24 protein-coding genes are annotated in these 26,670 nt (G+C 63.5%); 19 read left to right on the forward strand and 5 right to left on the reverse strand.

Annotation, left to right across the window (positions count from 1 at the left end; translation table 11 throughout):
* Window positions 1-5: 5 nt before the first annotated feature.
* Window positions 6-1,166 (forward strand): acyl-CoA dehydrogenase family protein, encoded by a 1,161-nt coding sequence (locus tag G6N55_RS27540; protein ID WP_085221436.1) that lies wholly within the window; start codon window positions 6-8, stop codon window positions 1,164-1,166.
* A 91-nt stretch (window positions 1,167-1,257) separates the two neighbouring features.
* Complete coding sequence (locus G6N55_RS27545; RefSeq protein WP_139826759.1) at window positions 1,258-2,022, forward strand: hypothetical protein; 765 nt, start codon at window positions 1,258-1,260, stop codon at window positions 2,020-2,022.
* Between the two features lie 8 nt (window positions 2,023-2,030).
* On the opposite strand, the gene G6N55_RS27550 is transcribed toward G6N55_RS27545, so the two are convergent.
* Window positions 2,031-2,828 carry an SDR family NAD(P)-dependent oxidoreductase gene (locus tag G6N55_RS27550; RefSeq protein ID WP_085221713.1) on the reverse strand — a complete coding sequence of 266 codons (798 nt, stop codon included), beginning with the start codon at window positions 2,826-2,828 and terminating at the stop codon, window positions 2,031-2,033.
* A gap of 194 nt (window positions 2,829-3,022) precedes the next feature.
* Between G6N55_RS27550 and G6N55_RS27555 the strand changes: the two genes are divergently transcribed.
* From G6N55_RS27555 to G6N55_RS27565, 3 genes are all read left to right on the forward strand, one after another.
* The gene (locus G6N55_RS27555) at window positions 3,023-3,913 is read left to right on the forward strand and encodes a hypothetical protein (RefSeq protein WP_085221438.1); all 891 of its coding nucleotides are present in this window, start codon (window positions 3,023-3,025) and stop codon (window positions 3,911-3,913) included.
* Window positions 3,914-3,925: 12 nt separating this feature from the next.
* Window positions 3,926-5,551, forward strand: a complete 1,626-nt coding sequence (locus G6N55_RS27560; RefSeq protein ID WP_085221439.1) for a PEP-utilizing enzyme — start codon at window positions 3,926-3,928, stop codon at window positions 5,549-5,551.
* A gap of 180 nt (window positions 5,552-5,731) precedes the next feature.
* The gene (locus tag G6N55_RS27565; protein ID WP_085221440.1) at window positions 5,732-8,602 is read left to right on the forward strand and encodes an MMPL/RND family transporter; all 2,871 of its coding nucleotides are present in this window, start codon (window positions 5,732-5,734) and stop codon (window positions 8,600-8,602) included.
* 41 nt (window positions 8,603-8,643) lie between these two features.
* On the opposite strand, the gene G6N55_RS27570 is transcribed toward G6N55_RS27565, so the two are convergent.
* Complete coding sequence (locus G6N55_RS27570; RefSeq protein ID WP_085221441.1) at window positions 8,644-10,242, reverse strand: PEP-utilizing enzyme; 1,599 nt, start codon at window positions 10,240-10,242, stop codon at window positions 8,644-8,646.
* Between the two features lie 231 nt (window positions 10,243-10,473).
* Between G6N55_RS27570 and G6N55_RS27575 the strand changes: the two genes are divergently transcribed.
* The gene (locus G6N55_RS27575; RefSeq protein ID WP_085221442.1) at window positions 10,474-11,157 is read left to right on the forward strand and encodes a hypothetical protein; all 684 of its coding nucleotides are present in this window, start codon (window positions 10,474-10,476) and stop codon (window positions 11,155-11,157) included.
* A gap of 38 nt (window positions 11,158-11,195) precedes the next feature.
* On the opposite strand, the gene G6N55_RS27580 is transcribed toward G6N55_RS27575, so the two are convergent.
* The gene (locus G6N55_RS27580; protein ID WP_163667545.1) at window positions 11,196-11,765 is read right to left on the reverse strand and encodes a TetR/AcrR family transcriptional regulator; all 570 of its coding nucleotides are present in this window, start codon (window positions 11,763-11,765) and stop codon (window positions 11,196-11,198) included.
* 191 nt (window positions 11,766-11,956) lie between these two features.
* Here G6N55_RS27580 and G6N55_RS27585 point away from each other — a divergent pair, with 191 nt between their 5' ends.
* From G6N55_RS27585 to G6N55_RS27615, 7 genes are all read left to right on the forward strand, one after another.
* Window positions 11,957-13,039: a TIGR03857 family LLM class F420-dependent oxidoreductase gene (locus G6N55_RS27585; RefSeq protein WP_232078849.1), complete on the forward strand. Its 1,083-nt coding sequence runs from the start codon at window positions 11,957-11,959 to the stop codon at window positions 13,037-13,039.
* The gene (locus G6N55_RS27590) at window positions 13,036-14,280 is read left to right on the forward strand and encodes a cytochrome P450 (protein WP_163667548.1); all 1,245 of its coding nucleotides are present in this window, start codon (window positions 13,036-13,038) and stop codon (window positions 14,278-14,280) included. Before G6N55_RS27585 ends, G6N55_RS27590 begins: the two co-directional genes overlap by 4 nt.
* The gene (locus tag G6N55_RS27595) at window positions 14,277-15,251 is read left to right on the forward strand and encodes a hypothetical protein (protein WP_163667552.1); all 975 of its coding nucleotides are present in this window, start codon (window positions 14,277-14,279) and stop codon (window positions 15,249-15,251) included. Before G6N55_RS27590 ends, G6N55_RS27595 begins: the two co-directional genes overlap by 4 nt.
* Before the next feature lie 7 nt (window positions 15,252-15,258).
* Window positions 15,259-16,866: a PEP-utilizing enzyme gene (locus tag G6N55_RS27600; RefSeq protein ID WP_163667555.1), complete on the forward strand. Its 1,608-nt coding sequence runs from the start codon at window positions 15,259-15,261 to the stop codon at window positions 16,864-16,866.
* 25 nt (window positions 16,867-16,891) lie between these two features.
* Window positions 16,892-17,686, forward strand: a complete 795-nt coding sequence (locus G6N55_RS27605) for a hypothetical protein (protein WP_139826760.1) — start codon at window positions 16,892-16,894, stop codon at window positions 17,684-17,686.
* Window positions 17,683-18,402, forward strand: coding sequence for a hypothetical protein (locus G6N55_RS27610; RefSeq protein WP_085221448.1), 720 nt, complete (start codon window positions 17,683-17,685; stop codon window positions 18,400-18,402). Before G6N55_RS27605 ends, G6N55_RS27610 begins: the two co-directional genes overlap by 4 nt.
* A 179-nt stretch (window positions 18,403-18,581) precedes the next feature.
* On the forward strand, window positions 18,582-20,201 hold the full coding sequence (locus G6N55_RS27615; RefSeq protein ID WP_085221715.1) for an FAD-dependent oxidoreductase: 1,620 nt from the start codon (window positions 18,582-18,584) through the stop codon (window positions 20,199-20,201).
* Window positions 20,202-20,216: 15 nt separating this feature from the next.
* On the opposite strand, the gene G6N55_RS27620 is transcribed toward G6N55_RS27615, so the two are convergent.
* Complete coding sequence (locus tag G6N55_RS27620; RefSeq protein WP_085221449.1) at window positions 20,217-20,855, reverse strand: TetR/AcrR family transcriptional regulator; 639 nt, start codon at window positions 20,853-20,855, stop codon at window positions 20,217-20,219.
* A gap of 219 nt (window positions 20,856-21,074) precedes the next feature.
* Here G6N55_RS27620 and G6N55_RS27625 point away from each other — a divergent pair, with 219 nt between their 5' ends.
* From G6N55_RS27625 to G6N55_RS27645, 5 genes are all read left to right on the forward strand, one after another.
* A complete protein-coding gene (locus G6N55_RS27625) occupies window positions 21,075-22,109 on the forward strand; it encodes a type 1 periplasmic-binding domain-containing protein (protein ID WP_372517625.1) in 1,035 nt (344 codons plus the stop codon).
* A gap of 127 nt (window positions 22,110-22,236) precedes the next feature.
* Window positions 22,237-22,950, forward strand: coding sequence for a hypothetical protein (locus G6N55_RS27630; protein WP_139826761.1), 714 nt, complete (start codon window positions 22,237-22,239; stop codon window positions 22,948-22,950).
* Entirely contained in the window at window positions 22,947-23,549 is a 603-nt protein-coding gene (locus tag G6N55_RS27635) for a cytochrome c oxidase subunit 3 (protein ID WP_085221452.1), read from the forward strand. Before G6N55_RS27630 ends, G6N55_RS27635 begins: the two co-directional genes overlap by 4 nt.
* A 2-nt stretch (window positions 23,550-23,551) precedes the next feature.
* Entirely contained in the window at window positions 23,552-23,821 is a 270-nt protein-coding gene (locus G6N55_RS27640; RefSeq protein WP_085221453.1) for a cytochrome C oxidase subunit IV family protein, read from the forward strand.
* Between the two features lies 1 nt (window position 23,822).
* Window positions 23,823-24,830, forward strand: coding sequence for a DUF7065 domain-containing protein (locus G6N55_RS27645; protein ID WP_085221454.1), 1,008 nt, complete (start codon window positions 23,823-23,825; stop codon window positions 24,828-24,830).
* Here G6N55_RS27645 and G6N55_RS27650 read toward each other — a convergent pair.
* Window positions 24,804-25,394 (reverse strand): TetR/AcrR family transcriptional regulator, encoded by a 591-nt coding sequence (locus G6N55_RS27650; RefSeq protein WP_163667558.1) that lies wholly within the window; start codon window positions 25,392-25,394, stop codon window positions 24,804-24,806. The genes G6N55_RS27645 and G6N55_RS27650 overlap by 27 nt on opposite strands.
* A 112-nt stretch (window positions 25,395-25,506) precedes the next feature.
* On the opposite strand from G6N55_RS27650, the gene G6N55_RS27655 reads away from it, so the two are divergent.
* Entirely contained in the window at window positions 25,507-26,658 is a 1,152-nt protein-coding gene (locus G6N55_RS27655) for an LLM class flavin-dependent oxidoreductase (RefSeq protein WP_085221456.1), read from the forward strand.
* Window positions 26,659-26,670: the final 12 nt, after the last annotated feature.

Consider the following 26,670-nt stretch of genomic DNA (forward strand, 5'->3'; position numbering starts at 1 on the left):
AGGTGATGGATGTGAGCTCTGGGTTGACCGACGAAGAGGTCCTGCTGGTCGAGACGGTTCGTGCCTTCATCGATCGCGACGTCAAACCGACGGTCCGCGATGTGGAACATGCCAACGAATATCCCGAAAAGTGGATCGAGCAGATGAAGCAGATCGGGATCTACGGTCTGGCAGTTCCCGAGGAGTACGGCGGCTCGCCGGTGTCGATGGCCTGCTATGTGTTGGTGACCCAGGAGTTGGCGCGAGGCTGGATGAGCTTGGCCGGCGCCATGGGCGGGCACACCGTCGTGGCCAAACTGCTGACGCTGTTCGGAACCGAGGAGCAGAAGAAGACCTATCTTCCGGCGATGGCGTCCGGCGAGCTCCGCGCGACGATGGCACTCACCGAACCCGGCGGCGGCTCGGACCTGCAGAACATGACGACCACCGCGGTTTCCGACGGTGACGACCTGGTGATCACCGGCGCAAAGACCTGGATCTCCAATGCGCGCCGCTCGGGGCTGATTGCGCTGCTGTGCAAGACCGACCCAAAGGCCACGCCGAAGCACGCCGGCATCTCCATCGTATTGGCCGAACACGGCCCGGGCCTCACGGTTTCGCGGGACCTGCCCAAGTTGGGCTACAAGGGCGTGGAGAGCTGCGAGCTGTCCTTCGATGAATACCGAATCGGCAAATCGTCGATCCTCGGCGGCACGCCCGGTAAGGGATTTGCGCAGATGATGAAGGGCCTGGAAACCGGCCGTATTCAGGTCGCTTCACGCGCGCTGGGGGTGGCGACCGCGGCCTTGGAGGATGCGCTTGCCTATGCGCAGCAGCGGGAGAGTTTTGGTAAGCCGATCTGGAAGCACCAAGCGGTCGGCAATTACCTGGCGGACATGGCCACCAAGCTCACGGCGGCCCGACAGCTCACCCTCTACGCCGCGGAGCGCTATGACAGCGGTGAGCGTTCGGACATGGAGGCCGGTATGGCCAAGCTCTTCGCCTCGGAGGTGGCCATGGAGATCGCGCTGGATGCGGTACGGATCCATGGCGGTTATGGCTATTCCACCGAGTTCGACGTCGAGCGTTACTTCCGTGACGCGCCGTTGATGATCGTCGGTGAAGGCACCAACGAGATCCAGCGCAACGTGATTGCGGGCCAGCTCGTCGCCCGCGGCGGCATCTGACCCGTCGGCCGTCGCGGAGGGGCCAAAATTTTGGAATTTGGCGTCTCATAACCCATTGAGTCCCGGGGTCTGATCGATATTATTTGGTGTGGTGTCTCCCACGGTTCAGAAGGCGTGCGTCTGGGCGGGCCCGCTCATGGGCGCGCTGTTTGTTGTCGGTTTCGTTGTAGCGGGCTTCTTCCCGCCACCGTCCCCGAACCAGAGCGCGGCGCAGGTGGCCGCCATGATCGATGCGCACCGCACCGCTATCCGCGTCGGCATCGTGATCTGCCTGGCATCGTGTCCGTTGCTGATGCCATTCCTGGCATCCTTCACGATGCAGATGCTGCGGATCGAAGGGCTGCGCCCGATCTTGGCGTACACGCAACTGGCCTTAGGGGCGTTGGCGACCGTCGAATTCGTTATCCCTTACGTCTTCATGCTCGTTTCGACCTACCGGGGCGACCAACATCCCGACGTCACCCGGGCTCTGTACGACATCAGCTGGTTTTTCTTCCTCGGCGTGGTCTCGACGTTTGTTCTGCAGCTGGCGATCTTCGGTATAGCCGTGCTGATCGACCGGCGACCGAAGCCGATCTTCCCGCGTTGGCTCGGATACGTAAACCTTTGGCTGGCACTCACATTCACGCCCGCCAGTTTTCTCGTGTTCTTCAAAACAGGACCCTTGGCCTGGAACGGGCTCCTGGTGTGGTGGTTGCCGGTGTGCTCATTCCTGCTGTGGTTCCTGCCCAACTTCGTTTTCCTGCTGCGCGCCATCGACGCCGATGACGATGACGACGACACACCGGTGCAACGACTAGAGCGTGAGGTCGCCAGGCTGCGCGCACGCCTCGATGCGCTTTCGCCCGGCGTCTGAACAGGGGCTTAGCTCAGCATCGCGCGGCAGGCCCGAAACCAGATCTGCCGGGGCAGGTGCGCTCCGACCCAGGCGAAGGCCGCGGCCTGGGGGAGAGGAACGAGTTTTCGCTTGCCGGCGCCCAGTGCCTTGAGACCGGCCCGTGCGCATTCTTCGGCGGTGGCGGTGAGAAATGCGGGCTGACGATTGGTCTGGCGCGCCGCGTTGGCCATCTCCGCGAATTCGGTGGCCACGTTCGCCGGCGCAAGCACCGTCACCGTGACCCCGGCGGGCTTGAGCTCGCAGTGCAGGGATTCGCCCAGCGAAGTGATCGCTGCTTTGGTGGCGGCATAGGGCGCGAAGTAGGGCATTGGCTGGTTGCCGGCCATCGACGACACCAGCAACACCGCTCCCTGCTTGCGGTCGACCATCGGCGGGGTCAGCGCGCGGGTCAGTGCCATGGTGGCCTCGACATTGGTGCGCACCATATCGACTAACCGGTCTGCGGCGTGGTTGAGGTATGGGCCGACCATGCCGAACCCTGCACAAAGGATCAGCACGTCCAGATCGTGGCCCAACGAACTGAGGTCCGCCAGCATGCGGTCGCGGTCGATGGTGTCGGCCAGATCGCAGACCACGACGTCGACCCGGATGCCGTGCTGGTGGCGGAGTTCGGTTGCCAACGCCTCCAGTCGTGCGCGGCGACGTGCCACGAGCACGAGATTGTGTCCGGCGCCGGCGAGTTCGTGCGCGAATGCTTTGCCGATCCCTGACGATGCTCCGGTGACCAATGCCGCCGAATTAGGTTTGGGTACAGGAATACTCATCGAGCGGCGAGCCGAGCCGACGTCGCTGTCGTCATGACGCTCCGATCGCGGTATCAGCGCATGCGGTGTGCGGAGATGGGGGTGCATCACCGCGATTCAAGAAAACGGTACTACGGCGCACCGCAGTCGTGATAGATTTTAATTTCAGTAAAAAAATTGCCGATCAGCCCAATGGTGGGAGGAGCAGCTAGGCGATGACCGTCATCGACATCACCGACGCCTGGGGGCCTTTGGCCGAACCCATCCACTCGGACGCCGCGGGACCGACAGATCCGGTCTGGAAAGACAACGCCTACCTGTCCTTCTGGGACACCGCGAACGAGGTGTTCGGCAGCTTCCACGTTTCGACATCGCCGAATGGCACCGGTGCCCGACGTGCCCGGTGCAGCGTCTCGGTCCGGGGCAATGTTTTGGAGATCATCGAGGACTTACCCCCGGGCAGCTTCGCCAGCGAGTCGATCGACTTTGGGCTGGGCGGCGTGATAGCGGTGCGGCACCCTCGCTTGCGAGCCGATTTGGTCAACACTCCGTTGTTCGTCGCGGCTGACTACGCGGTGGGCGGGGTAGTCCCCGAGTTGGTCCCTGGTAAACCCTTGCAACATTTTCAGCAGGCCTGCGAGCTCACGGGCACGCTGGTGCTTGACGGAGCCGAGTCGCCGGTGCAGGCGCGCGGTATGCGGGATCGCACCTGGGGCTTCCGCGACGAATCCGCCCAATGGATCGAGTACGCCGGCCTGGTAGCGGTCATCGACGACACGTTCATCACAGTGATGAAGTTTCTGGGTGCGGACGGCACCCTGCGATCCGACGGATTTCTGATCGACGCGGACCGATCGCGCACGATTGCCGACGTCACTTTTGGGCGCAACGCCGCCGGGCAGTTCCGGCTGGCCCGCTTGCGCGACGTCGAGGGCGATACCCGGGTGGTCACGCTGTCGTCGAGGCTGGCGGGTTTCTTCGTGCCGATGGGCGCAGACTCCGAGGGGCCGTCGTTCGGCACCTATGACGACTTCATGGCGCTGGAAAGCGACAATCGGTCCGGTGCAGGATTTTTCGAGCAGGGCATCCTGCACCGGGTGTTCTGATTCGCATCGCCGATGAGTAGCCGACGAGTCGTTGCGCAGCAGCTGGACAACCCCGAGATCGATCCGGCACTGACCTGGACCACGGGTAACGTCGCCGAGGCGTTCCCCGGTGTATTCACCACCTTCGGCTACACCTTCATCGAAGAGCCGATGGAGATGGCGTTCCGAAAGATGTTCGTTCGGTTGGGTGTGTACAAAGCCGACGAAATATATCTGCCCGATCGGGCGGACGATATGTGCTGGACATTGTTTGACGGCCGAGCCGCGGCGAACATCAACAAATTCCGCGACATCGCGGGTCTGCTACCGGGAACCTCGGCGTCCGCAACCGAACAGCAGCTGTTCGGCTACGTGCGCCCCGACACCGTCGACAACAATTCTCGTAGCCGCTACCCGGCGATCGCCGTGAAGGCGCCGCTGCTGGTGGCCACCCTGCCCCGCAATCACGACAGGATGGTCGCCGCCTTGCGTTCTTGGCGGCTCGATGCACTAGCCCATCTGGAAGGGCTCGACCGGGCCGGATGTCTGGCATTGCTTGACGACGCGCGGGACCGGTTCGAAAAGATCATGATCCTGCACTTGGTGGTGGCGTTGGTCAGCTCCGGGCTGGCAGAGCGGGTCAAGGCGGCGTTGGCCAGGCTCGGTCTGTCCGAACTGGAAACCTCGGTGCTATCCGGAGTTGGTGCCGACGAGAATCAAGTTGCGGCCGATCTGTGGGCGTTGGCACACGAGCGGATTACGTTGCGCGGCTTCACCGATCGACATGGTTATCACGGACGCGATGAGGGCCAGCTGGCCGGCGTGTCATGGCGCGAGGACCCGTCACCGGTTCTGGCGCGGATGGAAGATTACCGATCGATCGACGCCGACAATCCGCGGGCCCCGCATCTGCGCAGCGCTCAGCAGCTGGCGGCGCGGCAGCAGGCGATGGCGCGAGTAAGGGCGGCCGCACCTGCGCTGCAGCGACCGGCACTGAACTTGATGATGCAGGGCGCGGCACGCTTCCTGGCGCTGCGTGAACAGGGCAAAGCCGGTTATCTGATGACGTTCGATGTGGCGCGCGCCTGTGCGCGACGGCTCGGTGCGGACCTGGTCGCGGCGGGACCCCTGGCACAACCCGATGACGTGTTTCACCTCAGCTACCAGGCCGTGCACAGCGGCCGCCTGGACGACGAACTTCACGAGATCCCGAGTCGGCGTCGGCAATTCGTCGACCGCCAGTCGCGACGTCTGCCCCAGGCGTGGTCAGGTCGACCGCAGATCGTCTCCGTGCACGACGTCTCTTTCGATGGGGATGCCGGCCCCCTGACCGGTGTCGCCGCAAGTCCCGGCGTGGTAACCGGCCGCGCGCGGGTGGTTCGCGATCCGGCAACCACTGAACTGGACGAGGGCGACATTCTGGTATGCGAGACCACCGACCCGAGCTGGGTTGCCTTGTTCCTGGTGGCCGGGGCCGTTGTGACCGATTACGGGGGCTTGCTGAGCCATGGTCCGATCGTGGCCCGCGAATTGGGCATCCCCTGTGTGTGCGGTACCGAGGTCGGTAGCCGGCGAATCCGGGACGGCCAACTGATCCGCGTGGACGGGGACAGCGGGAAAGTGGAGATCGTGGAGCCGGCCGCAAAGGCTTTGAGTTAGGTCTGAGTTTGCTAGGCGGACGGCGCAGACCTAGACCGTGCCCGCGAACCTGTGGTACAAACCACCCACCGTGTTTTTAACCGTGCTTAAATCCGTTGGCTGGCCTCGGCGGCGCACAGTGGCGCCGCGGCAGCAGATCGATGGTGCCCAAGCTCGGACCTTCGGTTTGGTGACGTCGGCATGACCGACGTGGGTCCGGGGCGGCCTCTCCTGCCTCGCCTGATCCGTTGGTGTGCGGTGCCCATCATCATAGGCTGGGTCGCATTGACCGTCGTCGTGAACATGATTGCGCCGCAGTTGGAAGTGGTCGGGGAGCGGCACGCGGCGCCGATGGCCCCGATGGACGCGCCGTCGATGAAAGCGATGATGCGCCTGGGCCATAACTTCCAGGAATTCGATTCCAACAGCACGGTCACGATTGTCTTGGAGGGCCAGCAGGAACTCGCCGCGGCGGCGCACCACTATTACGACAGCATCATCAGCCAGCTGAAGCAAGATCCCCGCCACGTGCAACACATCCAGGACTTCTGGAGCGATCGGTTGACGGCGGCAGGAGTCCAAAGCGCCGATGGCAAGGGCGCTTACGTGATATTGAACCTCGCCGGTGAGCAAGGCACCACGTTGTCCAACGAATCGGTGGAAGCCGTGCGTGAAGTCGTGGCACGCACGCCGGCACCGCCCGGGGTGAAGGCCTATGTCACCGGTTCAACGGCGCATAGCTCCGATGAGTACATGATCGGGAATGCAAGCATGAACAAAATTACTTTGTTCACCCTTGCCGCGATAGCGATCATGTTGTTCCTGGTCTATCGCTCGATCGCCGCGACGCTGATCCAGCTTTTCATGACCCTGATCGAATTGGCCGTCTCTCGCGGCGTCATCGCGGTGCTCGGGAACTACGGGCTCATCGAGCTCGCGGTGTTCGCCACGGCTTTGTTGACGATGCTGGGCATCGCCGCGGGAACCGACTACGGAATTTTCCTTATCGGACGTTATCGAGAGGCGCGTGCGGCGGGTGAGGACCGTGAGACTGCCTATTACACAACCTTTCACGGTGTCACACCCGTGGTACTGGGTTCGGGCCTGACGATCGCGGGAGCGACGTTTTGCCTCGTCTTTACCCGGCTGCCCTGGTTCACCACCATGGGGGTCCCGGTTGCAATCGGCATGCTCGTCGTGGTCGCCGCCGCGCTCACCCTGGGTCCGGCCGTTCTCGTGGTCGCGACCCGGTTCGGCCTGTTGGAACCCAAGGCATCGGGTGGCGGTCGACTGTGGCGGCGGGTCGGTACCGCCGTTGTGCGTTGGCCGGCACCGATTTTGGCCATGAGCACGGTGGCGGTGCTGATCGGGATGATCGGACTGCCCGGATACAAGACGCTGTACAGCGAGCGTTATTACTTGCCGGACAGTGCGCCGGGCAATCTCGGGTACGCGGCCGCGCAGCGGCATTTTTCGGAAGGGCGGCTGAATCCCGACTTGCTGATGATCGAGGCCGACCACGATATGCGCAACCCCGCCGACATGCTGGTGCTGGATCGGGTGGCCAAGAACGTGATCCGGGTCCACGGCATCGTGATGGTTCAGGACATCACCCGGCCGCTGGGGATTCCGATTGAACACAGCTCGATCCCGTTTCTGAACAGCATGCAAAGCCAGACGACGATGCAGAACATGGCGTTTCTGAAACAGCGGATGGCGGATATCCTGAAGATGGCCGATGAGCAGCAGGTCGCAATCGACTACATGGAGCGGCTCTACGACATCACCAACCGGCTGGCCAACGCGACGGATGACACCGCCCGCGACTCCGCGGAAACGGCGGCCATCACCGATGGATTGCGAGACCATATCGCGGATTTCGAGGATACCTGGCGGCCGGTCCGCAACTACTTCTATTGGGACAAGCATTGCTTCGACATCCCGGTCTGTTGGTCGATCCGGTCCTTGTTCGATGGCCTCGACGGGATCGATCAGCTCGACGAGCAGCTGCATAAACTGACGGCGGACATCAAGCGGACCGACGCGCTCACCCACCAAACGGCCGAACTGCTGCCGCCGATGATCGCCAGCATGAAAACCACCCGGGGGCTGACTCTGGCATCGCACAGCACCTTCCAGGCGATGATCAATCAGATGGAGGCGATGAGCAACACCGGCATCGTGATGGGCCAAAGCTTTGACGCCTCTCGAAACGATGACTTCTTCTATCTGCCTCCGGAGGCGTTTGAGAACGCGGAGTTCCAGCGCGGCTTGAAAATGTTCTTGTCGCCGGACGGCAAGTCAGCGCGATTTTTCATCAACCACGAGGGCGATCCCGCGACGCCGGAAGGCATCTCGCGAGTCGATGCGGAGCGGACAGCGGCGCAGGAGGGCCTCAAGCAATCATCCTTGTCGGGAGCCAAGGTCTACCTCGGCGGTACGGCCGCCACCTACAAGGACATGCACGACGGCAACATCTACGACCTGATGATCACCTCGGTGGCTTCGCTCACCTTGATCTTCATGATCATGCTCGTGCTGACGCGAAGCTTGGTCGCCGCGTTGGTCATCGTCGCCACCGCGGCCAGCTCGATCGCGGCATCCATCGGTCTGTCCGTGCTGATTTGGCAAGACCTGTTCGGTATCAGGATGCACTTCTCCGTGATGCTCTTCGCGGTGATCGTCTTGTTGGCGGTCGGCGCCGACTACAACCTGCTACTGGTCCACCGAATACGCCACGAGATCCACGCCGGACTCAAGACCGGAACCATCCGGGCGATGGCGGGAACGGGTGCGGTGGTCACCTCCGCCGGCCTGGTGTTTGCGTTCACGATGGCCGCGATGCTGGGCAGCGATGATCGCATAGTCGCTCAGATGGGTGCCACCATCGCGTTGGGTCTGCTGCTCGACACCCTCGTTGTCCGTACGTTATTCATGCCCTCGATCGCCACCTTGCTGGGCCGCTGGTTCTGGTGGCCGCAAATTGTCCACCCGCGTGGCGCCGATAATGTGCGCCGACCCAAGGCCACGTGCGTTGACACGCCGACACTCTCGATACCCGCGCGACAGTGATTCTGCCTTCAAGGACCTATCACCCAGGCGTGCATGCATTCTCACGGAACGGGTAGCGAGACTCGATCGAGAAGCTCGACCGTGCCCGCGGCGCCGTCGACCCGGACCCGGTCTCCATCACGCAGCAGTTCAGTGCCATGGCGGGTATTGACGACCGCTGGAATGCCTAGTTCACGCGCAACCACCGCCGCGTGGCTGATCACGCCGCCGATGTCCACCACCAGCGCCGCCGAGACGAACATGATCGACGCCCAGCTCGGGTCGGTGGTGTGGCTGACCAGAATTTCCCCCGGTTCGACGTCTGCGAAGCTCGGGTCGGTGACGATACGGACGGTTCCTTCGACCCGTCCAGCGCTTGCACCCACGCCGGATATCACGTCACCGACGACGGCGCGTTCCTGCACCTCGTCAACGGGATCCGGTGTGCCGCGCCACGAGTGGGGTAACCGGATGCGCCGGTAGTCCTCACGGCGGGACCGCCGTGCGTCGACGAGGTCACGGGCACCCCGAGGTAGTCCGGAGCGCAGCTCGGCCAGGGTGAGGTAGAAGATGTCCTGGGGATCGTCGAGGCGGCCCTGTTCGGCATATAGCTGCCCCAGCCGACGTGCCGCTGCGCGCGACACGTCGATTGCCTGGACGAATGCTGCCTTGCCAACGCCGCGCATGGGCAGCGTACGTGCCGCCAGGGCGAGGACCACCCGTGCGGATGCTCGGTGTGCCGGCGGTAGCGCGGCGATCACCTCGCGTTGGGCCCGTGGCAGCGCAGCACGTACCCGGGCATTGTGTGCGATCGGACTTTCGTCGTCACTTCGGTCGGCGTACGCGGTAATGATGCGCCGCAAGGGTTCTGGGTCCTCGCGCCATACTCGACTGGCGACTTCACCCTCTAGCGGGCCATGGTATCCATGCTCGGCGACCACCTCGTCGATGCCGATCTCGGCGCGGGATGCACGCCAGATGTCTTCGACGATCCGCATCTCGGCTCCGCCGCTGCCGCTGAGGATACCGACGTCGCCGACACCTGCGCGCGCCACAAGCGCATGGAGCGCGTGCGTTACCGGGGTGGTGGCGGCGAACAGCACCACTCCATGTTCGGTGAGCAGATGGCGGTAGCGCGCGGCGCCGTCGAGAAGCATTGTGCGGGAGCCGGTTTCGTCGGCGGTCGCGGCTGCGGAAACGCAGCGTTGCCACCAGTCCCTGGTGGGGGAGGAAAGGGCGCGCACCTCGCGGATCGCGCGCCAGGCTGCGACGGGCATCTTGGCGGCGATGACGGGGTAGCGCCGCGGCGTGGGGCTGAACGTCATGGTGTCCGGGACCCGGCCGAGCATGCCGGCGATGGCATCCGGACCGGTGGTTCCCGGCATGCGGTCGCCGATCATGCCCAGCCATTCCATGCACATCGCTATGCGGCCGAAGAAAATTCGGATCACGGGCTCGGCGATGGGTCCCACGGAATCGCGCTCGGACCGGCTGATGATTCCGATGCGAAAAAACAGTTCTCGGTTGGCCGGGTCGCTGTCGCTCTCCCAGATGCTCCAGCCGAGTGGACTCGCGACGCCGGGCATGGCCTCGCCGACATTGTCCGTCGTCCAGTGGGTGGCAGGCGAACCGGGACCGTGCAGCGCACCGGCTTCGGTCATGGTTGCAGAAGCTATCGCATTATCTTACGCTCGTAAAGTATGAGTTCGTCGACAGCCTCGCCGCTTGCCCAACCCATCCGTGCGGACGATCCAGGTGGTTCAGTGCCATGGCGCGACAACGCATTCCTGTCCTTTTGGGACCCGGCGAGAGACGCTTTCGGCACTTTGCACGTCTCCACGTCACCGAACGGCGGCGGCAGAAGGGCGCGTCTTAGCCTGAGCATCGGCGGCATGCTTCGTGAGGTTGTCGAGCCGCTCCAGCCGGGATCCTTTCGCAGCGCCAGTACGCTTTTCGACCTGGAATCTGGTAGTGCCGTCGCCGACGCGCCCGGAATCGAATTGAAGCTCGAGACGACGCCGCTGTTCGCGATCGCAGACTTCCGGTCCAAAGAAGTCATCCCCCGGATGGGAGGCGAGCCACTGCAACACTTTCAGACCACCGTCGCCGTGTCCGGCTATTGCCGAGTCGACGGATACGAGACCATGATCGAAGGACGGGGGATCCGCGACCGCACCTGGGGGCACCGTGACGAATCGGTCAACATCTCGGAATACATATGGACTTTCGTGGCATTCGGTGACTTCTCGGTGACGGCCATGCGCTTCCTCGGCGACGGCGGGCACGACGTCACCGACGGTTTCGTGCTGGATGCGTATGGCCACCGACGCGTCGACGGCCTGGCGCTCACGCGTGATGCCGCGGGGTTATGCGCGGGTGTGGCAATGCAGCTCGCGGGCGGGGGAGTGCTCGACTTACGGTCCGGTGGTCGGCGCGCCGGCTTCTGGGTGCCGATGGGCGACGAGCGTGCCGGCCCGGCGATGAGTTGCTTCGACGAGTTCGCGTCCTTCACCAGCGCCGATGGCCTCGCGGGATTCGGCCTGGCCGAACACGGTGTTGTGCGCAAACTTTTCTGACATGCCGGCCGGTATCCGCCGGTATGACATGACACGCGTTATTTCGCCGGCTTGCGGCTTCGAACCGATCGGGACGTGTTGGAACGCTGGCGCGCTTTCACGTCCTCGCGCAGCGAGCGCATCATCATTTCCAAGCCCATGTCGAAGGAGTTCGGAGGCTCGGTCCGATCGGGGTGTTCGGGCCGAAGCCGATCCAGAAGTGTGTATCCCAGGATGTAGCTGGTCAGCGAGCGCAGCACGTCGGCGCTGTGGCTCTGTGACAAACCCGCCTTCTGCAATGTCGTGATGAGGGCCTGGCGGAAATCGTCGAGCCGGACCGTGTCGGCCTCGGCAATGATCAGCTCGACCACGCCGGGATGCCGCGTCAGGGTGTCGTGGAAATCGTGCATTGCGGCGTCGATCTGGTTGTCCCAGGCTAGTTTTAGATCGAGATCGCTGGCCAGCGGTGCGAGTGCGTGGCCCACCATCGCCGCGAGCAGATCGGCCTTGTCTTCGAAGTAGTGATAGGGCGTCATCGCGCTGATCCCCATGCGCGCCGCGAGTTTGCGGAGGTTCAACGCCGCTAAGCCCTCGGTGTCCACCAGATCCAGGGCGGCCTCGATGACCATCTCGCGACTCAGCGTTGGCTTCGGGCCGCGGCGGCGGCGTAGGTCTGAGGCCATAAGTCTTTCCCTTTACAAGTGTAAGAATAGCTTCTACTGTACAGACTGCGTCAAGGATCGCAGTGTTACGCCCGCGTGTGCGGGTGTCACTGCCGGGCGGACTGTCAGAGGTGGTTATGGTTAGTAGCGACGGTGTAATGGACGAGGTCGTAGGCGATCTCAGCGCGTATGTCATTTCGGGTGCGGTAAGCGCGGTGCAGGGCGACGTCGAATACGAGTCGGACCAGCGCACACCCGCGCAGGGAATCCAGGACGCCGTCGAAGCCGAGAAGCTGGGCTTCCGAGCGGTTTTCCTGTCGGAGCGCTGGGACATCAAACAGGCCGACGTGATCCTGTCCGGCGCGGCGGCGCTCACCTCTCGCGTCGAACTCGGCACCGCCATGGTGTGTCCGCCGACGCGCCAACCCTGGCTGATGGCGGCGTTCGCCGCGACGATGCAGGCCTGCTACGGCCCGCGCTTCACCTTGGGTCTCGGCCGGGGCACGGACGCGATCTGGAACGACATGGGTCTGTCCATGCCCGGCTATCCCGAGATGGCCGACTACGTCGACATCCTGCGCCGGCTGTGGCGTGGTGAGACGGTGGACTACGACGGTCCCGTCGGCAGATTCCCCGCGTTGGCATTTTCCGAAATCGTGCCGGGACCACCGCCGCCGGTGTGGTTCGGCACGTTCGCCCGACCCAAAGGTGCGGCGCTGCTGGCGTCGTCGTTCGACGGTGTGCTGTTGCCGCCTGTGCTGACGCCGGAGGCCACCGCCAATGCCGTTGCCCGAATCAGGGCAGCGTGCGACCGAATCGGTAGACATTCCAAGGAGATTCGGATCTGCCAAGCGGTCATCACGGCGCCCGGACTCGACGACACTGAGACGCGTTCGCTGGCGCACGGCCGAGCGGTCGGCTACCTGCAATATCCCGGCTACGGCGAGACGTTGATCGAGGAGAACGGCTGGGATATCGAGGTGATCCACAAGCTACGTGCGCACCGCCAGCTGGCCGCCAATGAGAAAGTAGCCGACCGGCTTTACCACCGCCACCAGTTGTTGGAGCCCGCCAAGCTGATCCCCGAAGAGTACATGATCGACAGCTGCGCGATCGGGTCGGTGGATGAGTGCGTCGCGTCGCTGCAGCGGTTCCGCGACGCCGGCGCCGACGAAATCGCCACCTACGGCAGCACGCCCGGCCAGAATGCCAAGTTGATCGAGGCATGGAGAAACCGATGACCACCCAAGACGACCAATACGTGTTCAACCCGCTGGACCCCGAGCTTGCGGTCGATCCGTTCCCGATCCTGGCGCGGCTGCGTGCGATCGACCCGGTGTTCGCGGCCGACGCGCTCGGTTCCTTTATCGTGACCGGACACGACCCGGCGTGGGAGGTGTTGGCACGTAGGGATGGTGACCTGCGCTGGGAACAGTTCCAGCGGATGCGCCACGGTGACGGTGTGGTCGACGAACCGTATTTCACGATCATGGCCGATAGCGTCCTGATGAAGGCGGGGGACGACCACACCCGGGTGCGCAAAACCTTTCAGCGCAACTTCCGTCCCGGCCTGGTCGACACTCTGCGACCGGCGATCATCGATCGTGCGCATGAACTGATCGACGCGTTCACCGATCCGGGCGGTGGGCCGGGCCGGGTAGAACTGATGGCCGCCTACGGTTCGCCGCTGCCGCTGTCGGCGATCAGCCAGCTGCTTCGCGTGCCGCATGAGGACGAAGTCGCCATCCACGAGTGGATGCACGGATTCAAACTCGGTATTCAGATGCTGCCGTTGGACGCCAATCAGCTGAAGGTGGCCAACGACTCAATGATCGCGCTGGACAACTACTTCCGGGGGCTGGTGGCCAAGCGTCGCGCCCAGCCCGAGGACGATCTGGTCAACAGCATGATCGCCGATACCGACGACGGGACACTGACCGAGGACGAGCTGATCGCCAACCTGTGGAGCATCTATGTCGGCGGTCACGACACCAGTGCGCTGTCCATCTGCAACGCGGTGGCGACGTTGCTGGGCCATCCGGAGCAACTGGCTGCCCTTCAATCCGACATGTCGTTGCTCCCCAACGCAGTTCAGGAAATCCTGCGGCACATCGGAACTGTGCACGGCACGCACCGGCTCCTCACGGAGGCGATCGAGCTTGGCGGCCATCGGATTCCGGCCAACACACCGATCATGGTGTATCTGTCCGCAGCCAACCATGACGAAAGTTGGTGTCCGCATGCAGAATCCTTCGACATCACCCGGGACGTGCCGTCCGATCACCTGGCATTCGGCCACGGTCCGCACAAGTGTCCGGGACAGCACATGGCCCGCGCGGTGATCGGCATCGGGGTCGAAGCGCTGCTGACGCGATTGCACGGGCTGCGGATCGAGGAACTCGAATGGGAGCGCGATGCGCTGCTCTTCCGCGGACCCGAAAAGCTGGTACTGGCCTGGGATTCGAGCGAGGCGCGAACATGAGCGCGTCGTTGGCCTCGTCGCGGGAGCTTGAACCGGAGCGGGAGTTTCCGGCGCAGAGCTACCCCGACAACATTCCGCTGTGGACCGAGAACTATTGTTTCGTCGCCTACGACCCGACCCGGCAGATCGGACTCTGGACACATCTTGGGCGAGCACCCTTCGATTCAACGCTCTGGCGCGAGCTGTCGATTGTGTATGTGCCCAACGGCGAGCGACTGGTCAACAAGGGATACGGTCGCAGCGAGACTGCGCGTGGACCCGGTGGTGCGACCATGGCTTTCGAGTGTGTCGAGCCATTCCGGCAATGGCGAATGAGCCGCGATGGCGGCTCGGTCCGCACCACCGTGGACCGGCTGTACAACGGCACCGTTGGCGATCAGCGGCACGAACGCGTCGGCTTCGATCTCACCGTGGACTGCTGTGGCGGAGTCTGGGACTGGGGCGAGGTGGAGGATGCCCACAGATGGGGCAAGCTGCACTACGAGCAACTGGTAGGCGTCAAGGGCACGGTCACGGTCGGTGGCGAGGCGATCCCGTTCGACGGCCAAGGGCTGCGCGACCACACCAGCGGGGCAAGGGATTTCACGATCTTTTCCAGTCATATCTGGTCGTGGGCCAACTTCCCCAGCGGCCGCGGATTTATCCTGCTGCACCTGGTGGTGAATGGTCAGTACCTGACCCGTGCCGTGATCCAGCAGGACGGCGTGATCAGGGGTGTCGAGATGCACAACTCGCCGGTGCTGACCGACCGCTCGCAGCACGCCGATCCCTATGTGCTCGAGCTGGGCGAGCATCGGATCGCCGCGGAAATTCTGCATCCGTTTCCCAACGGATTCGACGGTCCCAATGACATTTGCATCGGTTACGACCCCACGATCACCGCGACCGCGAACTTCGAGAACCTGTCGCGATTTGAATGGGACGGTGAAATTGGATACGGCCACACCGAGCGATCAATCAGGCTGGGGTGACGCGCGCGTGACCGACGCCTGGGACCCGCTGCACCAGCCGGGGCGCGATGAAACCCATTGGTCGACAGTCAATGTCGGTGAGGCCTTGCCGGGAATCGCGACGCCGCTGGGTTGGACTATCTGGTCGGACATCGGTGACCGGATGTGCCGGGACCTGTCCTATGCGATCGGTGTGTTCGATGCCGCCGAGCGCAGGCAGCCGCCGCCGGGCCCCGACCGGATCATCACGACCTTCTTTGGCAGGATCGCGATGCGGACCGAGTGGCTGGCCGCCGTCGGCGACCGGATGCCGGGCACCACAGGCGAAGTCGCGATCGCCGGCATGCTTGGAGAGGCCCCGCCGAGCATGGCCTTTACTCCGACGATGCGCCGCTATCCCGTCATCGCACACCGGCTGCCGTACGCGGCGTTGACAATGCCGCGTAGGGTTCGGCGATTGGCGCCACAGATCGATGCCTGGTGGCGCGGTGAGATACCGAAACTGGCCGACGCCGATCTGGCCGGGGCGATTGCGATCTTCGACGGCGCGACCCATCGATTCTCCGAGACCATGACCGCGCACGGTATCGCGTTGTTCTCCGCGATCACGCCACTCATCAATGCGCTGACCGCGTTGGTGCAGCGCACCGGGATCGGCGACGTCGGGGTGCTGTCCGGAAGCGGCGGCGCGGAGATGGCCATGATCGAGGATATTTGGCGGGCTTCACGCGGTGGCCTGACCCTGAACGAGGTTGTCGCCAACCACGGTTTTCACGGACCCCTGGAAGGCGAGATTTCGAGCCGCGTTTGGCGCGAGGATCCTTCGCCGGTTGCGGCCGTGATCGAGCGCTACGCCGCGACCGACGAGAGTGCCAGCCCGCTGGCCCGGGAGCAGGCGGCACGCGAGCGCTTACCCGCAATGCAGTCCGAACTGCTCGCGGCGCTACCGGCGCCGGCGCGTCCCGGAGTTCGGCTGTTGCTCAACCACGCTGCCCGCACGATCCCGTTACGCGGGGTGGGCAAGGCGTCGTTTCTTCAGGCCCTGGATGTCGCCCGCGCCGCCGCGCGCCGCGTCGGGGAACACCTCGCGATGGCCGGTATCCTGGCCGCCGACGACGATGTGTTTTACCTGACCGTCGATGAAATCGTCGGGGGCTTGTCCTCAGACAAGCGGGTCGTGCAGGACCTCGTCGTCCGCCGTCGCGAGCGGCGTACTGATTATCAGCGCCTTGAGCTGCCGTCGTGGTGGCGCGGCACTCCACAGCCGACGGTGATCCCGGAGGCGGACGACAGCGTAGATGACGACTTCGTACTCGATGGAATCGGTGCCGGGAGCGGTGTGGTCGAGGGTCCCGTCCGGGTGGTACATGATCCGGCGGTGGTGGAGGTCGAGCCCGGTGAGATCCTCGTCGCTCCGACCACCGATCCCAGTTGGGCGTCCATCATGTTCGTGTCGGCGGCGCTCGTCGTCGACATCGGCAGCGTGCTCAGTCATGCGGCCGTGGTCGCGCGTGAACTTGGGCTGCCCTGTGTCGTCAACACCCGCACCGGAACTCGCATGCTGCGAGACGGAGACCTGGTGCGGGTCGACGGCGGCGCCGGCACCGTGCAATTGATGAAGCGGGCGCAGAGATAGCCCACCTCAACCGAGAGGTCACCGAATGAACACGACGGCTCAGCGTCTCTGTGCGTGGAGTGGAATCGCCTGCCTTGTCATGTTTCTGGCGGGATTCTGGGTGATCGCGGGATTCATCCCGCCACCGGCGCCGAAACTCACCGGCGAGCAGCTGGGACAACTGTTCACCCAACACGCCGTGCGGATCCGGATCGGCATGATCGTTTCACTGTTCGCCTCGGCGCTGTTGGCCTCGTGGAGCGCGGCCATCACCATCGTGATGCTGCGGATGCGGGGGCGCGTCGGGGCGCTGGCCTATACGAACCTGGCTGTCGGGGCCCTGTTCGTCCTGGAATTCATTATCTCGCTGATTATCTGGCAGTCGATGACGTATCGGTCGCGAGATCCACAGGTCCTGCTGGCGATGAATGACACCGCGTGGTTCCTGTTCGTCTGCATCACCTCGACGCCGATGCTGCAAACCTTCGCAATCGGCACCGCGATTTTCCTCGACACCCAGGACGGGCACCCCGACCCCATATTTCCGCGCTGGGCAGGCTATCTCAATTACTGGGTGGCGGTGTTGTTCACACCCGGCACGATCGCCGTCTTCTTCCACGACGGGCCGTTCGCGTGGAACGGGTTGTTCACCTGGTACCTGCCACTGACGGTGTTCGCGATCTGGATGATCACGATGTCGGTGCTGATGCTGAAGACCGGTGGCGCCCTAGAGGCCGGAGCGCAAGCATATTCCGCCGGAACCGATCTCGCCGACGAGGTTCGGCAGCTGCGTGCCGAGGTCGCCCGGCTGGCCGCGGGGCGAAAGGAAGCCCGGCTGTGACATACCGTAACCAAGTGGTGTGCGCCTGGTGCGGCCCGGCGATGACGCTGCTGTTCTTCATCGGCCTGCTACCGATCGGCCACTTCATCTGGCCGCCCGCGCCCTCGCTGAGCGCGGCGGAGATCGCGGCGTGGTTTGCCCACGACACGGTGGCCAAGCGGATCGGGCTGTTCATCGCGATGCTCGGGACAGGTTTGCTCGCACCGTTTTACGCGGTGATTTCGGCCCAGATGCGTCGGATCGAGGGCGCGCCGCGCACCCTGGTCTACGCACAGCTCGCCGCGGCCGCCTGCACCGTGCTCGAGATCATCTTGCCGCTCATGTTGTGGCAGGGCGTGGCCTATCGTCCCGAGCGTGACCCGGTGGTGACCCAGGCGCTCAACGATGTGGCGTGGCTGACCTTCATCGGCACCACGACCACCGTGCTCATCCAGAACGCGATCATCGGTGCGATCGTGCTGCAAGATCGCAATGCCGTTCCGGTGTTCCCGCGTTGGTATGCGTATCTCAACTTCTTCGCGGTTCTCGGCGTCTTTCCTGCAGGGATGGTGGTGTTCTTCAAGGAAGGACCGTTGGCCTGGAACGGGATCGTTGTCTGGGGGATCGGGGTCGCGATCTTCTTCATCTGGATCTGTGTCAGCGCATATCTGGTGATTGTGGAGGCCCGCCGGGAACGGGGAGTGCAGTCGTTTCCCGAGGCGGCGCTGAGCGCATAGCGCGACCGCATAGCGCGAGATGGTCGGCAATAGCGACCGTAAGTCAACTTATGGTACCGTGGGTACGGAATTGAAAATGGATTAAAAATAGCCGGTTCGGCAGCTCGTCAGGGGTGCCGCTGGCGCAACCCGTGAACACCCGCTCTGCCGGCGCAGAGTCGATCGAGGACCAAGAAGCAGTGACTTTCGTCATCACCCAAAATTGCTGCAAAGACGCCAGTTGCGTGCCGGTGTGCCCGGTGGACTGCATTCGTCCCGTGGCTGGGGCGGGCGAATTAACCGGCACCGAGATGCTGTACATCGACCCCGCGACCTGCATCGACTGCGGAGCTTGTGCAGAGGAGTGCCCGGTCGATGCGATCTATTACGAGGAAGAGCTACCGGCCGAATTCGAGCGGTTCCTGGACATCAACGCGCGCTACTTCGAGCACACGCCGCTGACCATGGAGGTTCAGGCGCGTGGAGACACCCACGCGGCGGTGGCACCCGGCTCGCTGCGGGTTGCCATCGTGGGCGCCGGCCCTTCGGGCTGCTACGCCGCCAATGCGCTCGCTCGCGTCGGCGGGGTGGAGATCGCGCTATTCGAGCGTCTCCCCACACCTTTCGGACTCGTCCGCGCCGGAGTGGCGCCGGATCACCAACGCACCAAGGCGGTGGTCGAGGTCTTCGATCCGGCCCTGACCAGCCGTACGCTGCGTTGTCACCTCAACGTCGCGATTGGGCGAGACATCACGCACGAAGAACTGCTGGCGCACCATCACGCCGTGATCTATGCGGTGGGGGCGTCGCAGAGCCGGGAGCTGGGCATCCCTGGCGAACATCTGCCCGGCAGTCACGCCGCCGCCGACTTCGTCGGGTGGTACAACGGTCACCCCGACCATGCCCATCATGGTTTCGACCTATCCGCCCAGCGGGCCGTCATCATCGGCAACGGCAACGTGGCACTGGACGTCGCCCGGGTCTTGCTCACGGCGCCGGATGAATTGAGGCAGACCGACATCGCCGAACATGCACTAGACAGCTTGTCGGACAGCATGATTCGTGAGGTGCAGATCATCGCCCGTCGGGGACCCCGAGAGGCCGCGTATTCGGTTGGCGAGTTTCTCGCGCTGGGGCATCTGCCCGGCGTCGATATCGTCATCGACAGCGATGACCTGGAGCCGCAGCCTGGCGACGATGCCGAGACGGCCATCAAGCTGGCGATTGCGCGCGAATTCGCGCAGCGCCCGCAGCAACCGGAAAACAAGCGAATTGTCTTCAGGTTCCTCACTTCCCCGATCGAGGTGGTCGGCGACACCCGTACCGAAGGCCTGCGCGTGACACGACCCGGCGGGGAAACCGACGTGATCGCGGCTCGATTGATCTTGCGCTCGGTCGGCTATCGAGGCACGCCGATTGACGGCGTCGCCTTCGATTCCAACAGCGGTGTGGTGCCGAACGACGGTGGTCGCGTCCTCGGCGAGGACGGTCTGCCGGTCCCGGGCGTCTATGTCACCGGGTGGATCAAACGTGGTTCCCGCGGGGTAATCGGGACCAATCGGAGTTGCGCTGAACAGTCGGTGCGCAAACTCTGGGAAGACTTCGACGCCGGTGCGCTCACGCGTGTAGTTGGCGACCAGGATGCGCTGACTTCGTTGCTCGCACAGCGGGTTCGCGAACCCGTCGACTGGCAGGGGTGGTGTGCCATCGACGCCGCTGAGCGTCAACGCGGCGAACAAGTTGATCGGCCCAGAGTGAAACTGGTCGATCTCACTGACATGCTCGCCGCCGTTATGTCTGATTCGACGACGGCGTCGTAAGCCACGCAAGCCGGCTCACGCCGGCGCGTAGAGGGTCCCGCGCCACATGGTGACCAACACGTCGACGGCGGCTTCCTCATCGGCCAGATTCGGTTCGACTCCGAGCCCCGCGATGTAGAGCACTCTTTCGGTGCCCCAGAACAGGGTTGCGGCGAGGGTGCGGCTCGGTACCGGCGAGGTGATGATGCCCGCGGCGCGTTCGCGGTCGATCTCGGCGGCCCCGGCAGAGATGAAGCGTTCGGTGATTCCCAGCCACAGATTGCGCAATTCCGGCTCGGCGTGCCAGTGGTGATTCGCCGCTTGCAATACCGGACGGTGACGATGCCAGGCCTGTGTGACGGCCCGAATGCTGCGCTGCAGGGCGACCGTCGGCGAGTCTTCGGGGGATCGGGCCAGGAAGGGTTGCACGGTCTCGAAGATGTCGTTCATCGCGCGCTCCAGCAGGCCACTGAGCACCGAGAACTTGGAGGAGAAATAGAAGTAGAAGGTTGCCCTCGAGACTCCCGCCTCAGTGAGAATCTGTGCAACGCTGACGTCGCTGAATGGCTCCCGCGCCAGCAGACGCGCGGTCGCCGAGAAGATGCTTTCGGCCACCGACGCTTCGGTATCCACCACGCGCCGACGACCGACCGCTCGCCGAGTCATATCGGTCATCGCCGAAACCTTACCTGCGATCCGCTCGTCTGATCGTGCCCAACAACAGAAATATAAGCATTTTTCAAAACTGGTATACACCTTGTATGGACACCGTGTTAGTGTGAGCTGGTACACAGCTGCCGCGGGGGTTTGCCGGTCGCTACTGGCAGGAAAAACGGCACTTCAGCAGTGGTGCGAGACATTCGTAGCCAGAAAGGTCCGATATCGATGAGTGTGATGCTGAGTAGTAGCAGTTGGTGGCCGCTGGTGGGTGAGGAAGGCTGGCCGCCGAACATCAAGCCGAGCCCCGGTGACTTCATCGCCAGCGCTCCGGCTCAGATCACCTTCTTCTTCGTCGCCGGCGCCGCCGCCGTTATCTTCGCGCTGCCGTGGGCGATCAGGGCGGCCGCGCGGAGCAAGAACTACATTCCGCTGCTCGTCATTGCCAGCGGTTTCATTTGCAGCCAGTGCGAACCCATGCTCGACATGCTGGGCCACTTGCACTGGGCCAAGAACCTGGTGCCGGCCTTCACCAACTTCGGCATCACCGTGCCCGCGCTCATCCCGCTGTGCTACGTGGCTTTTCTCGGTCTCGAGGCGTATTTCTGCTACTTCGTCATCCGTAATGGCGCGCATGCCAAGCACTTCGTCATGCTGCTGGGCTTGGGCATTGCCACCGACGCACTGATGGAGACCATCGGCATCAACCTGCGGACCTACGAGTACTACGGCGTGCAGCCCTACAAGTTCCTCGGTTTCCCCTACTGGTGGGGTTTCATCAACGGCGGCTCTTTCGTCACCATCGGTGCGATGCTGGCCTTCGCGGTGCCGCGCCTGAAGGGGGCGCACAAGCTGTGGCTGTTGCTCGTGGCACCGACCGGCATGATGATGAACTACTTCGGGATCGGCTGGATTCACCTGCTCGCGCACAACTCGACAATGCCGGTCGCGGCGCGCTGGGTGGCTACGACGGTCATGATGGCGATGATGGTCGGCTGGATGTTCGTCCTGCACAAGCTCGTCGGGCGGCCACAGTCGCTGCCGGCACCGAACTGGACGCTGTGGCGGATCTTCGCCTACGGGAAGCTGACGCCGAAGCGCTCGACGCGGATGGCGATGTGGCAGAAGATGTGCGAGGAAGGCGGCGTGAAAGCCGGCGACGGGATCGCGACCAACCCCGAGGATCCGACTCAGGCCTTGATGGTCGGCCCCACCGTCGTATTCGCGGACGGAGCAAGTGCGAAACCGCGCCGGCATCAAGCCTCGGTGTAAGTCATTGCCGTCGTGGGTCGTTCGGGAGAAACCTGGACGACCCACGACGCAACGGCGAAAATTGGATCAATGATTTGAGCCTCGGGAACAAGGGAGTTCTGCGATGACACCAGGCCTTCAGAAGACGATGGCGATCAGCGGCGCATTGTTTGTGCTGACGCTGTTTCCGGCGATGCTGATGATCGGTTTGCTTCCACCGATATCGCCGATGCGCAACGCCGACGAGGTAGCTCATTTCTGGTCGACGAACACCGGACTCAAGCGGCTGGGGCTGGTTCTACTGCTGGCCGCCTCGGGACTTCAGGTGCCGTTCGGAGCGCTCATCGCGGTCCGAATCAGGCAGATGGAGGGCGGAAAGTACTCCGCACTTGCCTACGCAGAAATTGTCGGGGTCGGGCTTGCGGTGATGGCGATCATCATGCCGACCTTTTTCTTCGCCGCGGCGTCGTACCGTCCCGAGCGCAATCCCGAAATCACCCAGGCGCTCAACGACCTTGGCTGGCTGCCTTTCATCATGAACTGGCCACCCGCACTCATCCAGTGTCTGGCCATTGGATTTGCCATCTTTGGTGCGAAACGTGAAGTTTGGCCTCGGTGGCTGGGCTACTTCAACGTCTGGTGTGCGTTCATTTTCTGCGCCGGCGGTTTGGCGGTGTTGTTCAAGAACGGCGTGTTCGCCTGGAACGGCCTGCTGGCGTTCTGGATGGCGGCGGTTTTCTTTGGAACCTGGTTCTTGGTCATGACATGGCAGTTGTGGGTGAGTGTTGGCTCCTCGGAAGATGACTCGATTGACTCGGTGACACCGGAGAGCGGGCCGCGGCGGAGTCAGTTGCAGCGATGACCTTGATCCGGCAATCGCGGGAGCAGCAGACGACCGCGGATACACCGCGCAAAATCCCTGGCGAAGAGGGAATCTGGGTTTTCGTACTGGGCGACATGACAGTGTTCGCCCTGTTCTTCGCGACCTTCATGTACTCCCGCGGCAAGAACCGTGCGTTGTTCGCGCACGACCACACCGAGCTGCACGTTGCGCTCGGTACGATCAATACCGTTCTGCTGCTGTCGAGTTCGCTGTTGGTGGTGCTCGCGGTGCAGCGGGTCCTCGCCGGACGGCGTGCCGGCGCCTGGCGCCTGATCGCGGCCGCGATGTCGTGCGGGTTCGGCTTCATCGCTGTCAAGGCCATCGAATGGACTCAGTTGTTCGCCGCGCACAAAGGGGTGGGCAGCGGCGAGTTCTTCTCGTATTACTTCATGTTCACCGGTATCCATCTGCTGCACGTGGTGATCGGCCTGGCCGTGCTGAGCCGGTTGATCGTCGTGCTCCGCTCGGCGGAGTTCGGGGAGAAGCAGGAACGACTGTGCGAGATCGGTGGAATCTTCTGGCACATGGTCGATTTGCTATGGGTGGTCCTGTTCGCCCTGTTCTATCTGGTGAGGTGACGATGACCGCAACCCGTCGCGTGACCCTGGTGTGGGTGCTGTTGCTGGTATTGACCTTCGGCTCGTTTCTGGTAGGCGTCGAGCAGGGCGCCGGATTCGCTTCGGTGGGTGCGGTGATCATTGTCGGTATCGCGTTGTTCAAGGTGCGGCTCATCGGTATCCATTTCATGGATCTGCGGGTCGCCCCACGAGCCCTGCGGGCGTTGTTCGAGGGCTACGTCCTGGCCGTCTTCGTGGTCTTGGTGGCGCTCGACATCTTCGTGAGGGCTTGAGATGACCGGGGCAACGCATGCGATCCACATCGACGCCGCGGACGAGCACTTCCATGCCCGCAGCGATCATCCGCATTGGAACGAGAGCAGCTGGTTCGGCATCGTTCTGCCGGAGCGCCGGACCACGATCTACGTGTATTTCTTCCACCGGCCGAACATGAATCTGTCGGCCGGCGGCGTGAAGGTGTGGGATCCCTCCGGCAGTAGCGAGTACGACTGCCTCGGCTACGACTACAACCGGCATCTAGCGCTGCCCGTGGGCGCGGACATGTTCGATTTCACGCTCGACAACGGGCTTTCGGTGCAGATGCTGGAACCCTTTGGCCACTTCCGAATTCGTCACCGTGGCGCGATGGACGTCGACCTCGAGTGGCGTAGACTCAGCGACCCGTTCGCGTTCGGCCAGAACAAGGGCCTGGATGGCTGGACCACCGAGTCCGAGGGCTTCACCAACGGGCACTATCAGCAGTACGGACGGATGACCGGCACGGTTTGCGTCGACGGCCAGACGATCGCGGTCGATCATCCGGCGATCCGCGACCGGTCGTGGGGCCCGCGCGACGCGACCGCGGCGCGACGGATGGAGCTGATGTGGTGTTGTGCTTCGGAGCGCAACTACTTCTCGGTGCTGTCGGTGAGCAAACAGCCGCCCGCGCAGGATCCCGTCCTTGGCGTAGACGACGCCGTCGCCTTCGGTTTCTACTGCCGCGACGGCGAAAGCGGGCTCATCACCGGCGGGACCTGCCGCGTCACCGAGCGCGGACCCGATCTGCGGCCCCGGCGCGCCGAACTGCACGCCGTCGACGACCGGGGCCGGTCGCTGGACGCCACCGGGACAGGTCTGAATACGTTGGTATGGCCCGTCTATGACCGCACCTATCAGCTGTGCGCGGGGATGGAGTGGACGTTCGACGGCGTCACCGCGGGCGGCGAGGACTGGTCCTGCCTACCGACCGAGCAGGCCCGCGCGATGCTGCGGGGATCAGGGACCGCTCAGCGACTTCAGTAGGAAAGTCTCGACCAGCATCCGTTCGTATGGCGGATCGGGGATGGGGCGCAGAATCAGCGACGTCAGCACGGTCTGCAACCAGTCGTAGAGGTCTTCGTCGGTGACGTCCCCGCGAATCAGCCCGTCGCGTCGCGCTTCTCGCAACCAAGGCCGCCAGTCGGTGAGTCCGCGTTGTCGCACCGAGGGTTGCCACAATGCCTCGTGCAGGGTCAGGGGCGACCCTTCGCCGAGCAACACGCCAAGCTCGTGATCGTCGCGGATGGACTGCACGACGGCTGCGGTGCGGGCGACAAACGCCTCGACCAGTGACATCGTGCTCCAGTCGTGGGCGAGGATGTCGTCGGCCAGTTCCGCGATCCGGGCCGCGATCGCCGCCTCGATCAGTTCACGACGCCCCGAGAAGTGCTTGTAAACCGTCTGGCGGGATGTCCGCGCGGCACGGGCGATGTCCTCCATGGTGTTGGTGCGTAATCCCGTTCGCAGAAAGCAGCCGCGCGCCGCGTCCAGCACCTGGCTGCGGGCGGCGTCGCGCGCCGTGGGCGGTGAAACCTTGGAGCTCGCCATAGCAGCAGGGTAGCTGTTGACATCGCACAATTTCCGCATATACGTTTAGCCACGAGTGGTTTTACAAAAGATTAAAAATGTAACCGCAGCAATGTCGCAGGTGGGAGCAGCCATGAACGAAATCCGTGCCGGCATTGGTATCTGGGCTTCCAGGCACCTCGACCCCAAGGTCGCCGGGCCGTACGCGGCCGCGTTACAGGCCACTGGCCAGATCGACTACGCGGTGATTTGGGATCAGCTCACCAGCTGGTGGCCCAACAAGTTGTTCGTCCCCGAGAACACGCCGTTGGCTGCGGAGTTTCCGGACATCGACTCGCTGCAGGATCCTTTCGCCACAATGGCATTCGCGCTGAGCGCGGTCGACCAGTTGGGCTTCGCGATATGCACCGACGCGCTGCGGCGCGACGCGCCGGAACTGGCACAAACCATGCTTACCTTGGCATCGTCGACGGCGGGCTCCGCCTTGCTGTCGTTGGGAGCCGGTGAGATGCGCAACATCGGGCCCTTCGGCCGCAAGCGCTCGCTGGGTCTCAAGAGGCTCAACGAGACGTTGCAGGTGCTCCGGCTGTTGTGGACGGCTCGAGAGCCGGTCAATTTCGACGGCGAAATCTTCAAACTCGAAAATGCGTTCATCGGCAATGCCGGTAAGGATCGCCGGCCCGAGGTCATCGCGATGGGTGGTGGGCCGCGGTTGACGGAGATGGCGCTGAAATACGCAGACGGTTTCGGGACCGGGGCGCCGTTCGTCTACGCCGACCCGGTGCGGTACGGGGAGTTGGTGCGTGGGCATCGCCAGACGCTGAAGGAATTGGGCCGCGCCGACGACCCTTTCCATTTCGCCCTGCACCACATCGCCTTCATCACCAAGGGCAAGGACGACTTTGAGCAGTACGTAGATAACCCGTTGGTGAAGTGGTACGCGGCGACGGGGGGCCGGATCAACCAGCGGGACTGGGAGCCCGAAGGAATCGAGCCGGTGATGCCGCTGGATTGGCACTACGCCTTCCATATGAAACCCAATTCGATGACGCTCGACGAGATCAAGGCGGTCACCGACCGGGTGACGCCGGAGATGGTGCGCAAGACCTTCTTCTACGGCACCCCGGACGAGATCGCAAAGGAAATAAGGCCGTTCGTCGAGGCCGGCTCCACGATCAACCTGGTCGCCGACTTTGGGCCCATCCTGGTCCCGGTCGAGCCGGAGGCCACCATTGAGGCTTCGGCGGAGATCTGCCGACTGATCAAACAGGGTGAGCAGAAATAGCAGTGCCAGCGC

Source organism: Mycobacterium florentinum, from assembly GCF_010730355.1.
GTDB lineage: Bacteria > Actinomycetota > Actinomycetes > Mycobacteriales > Mycobacteriaceae > Mycobacterium > Mycobacterium florentinum.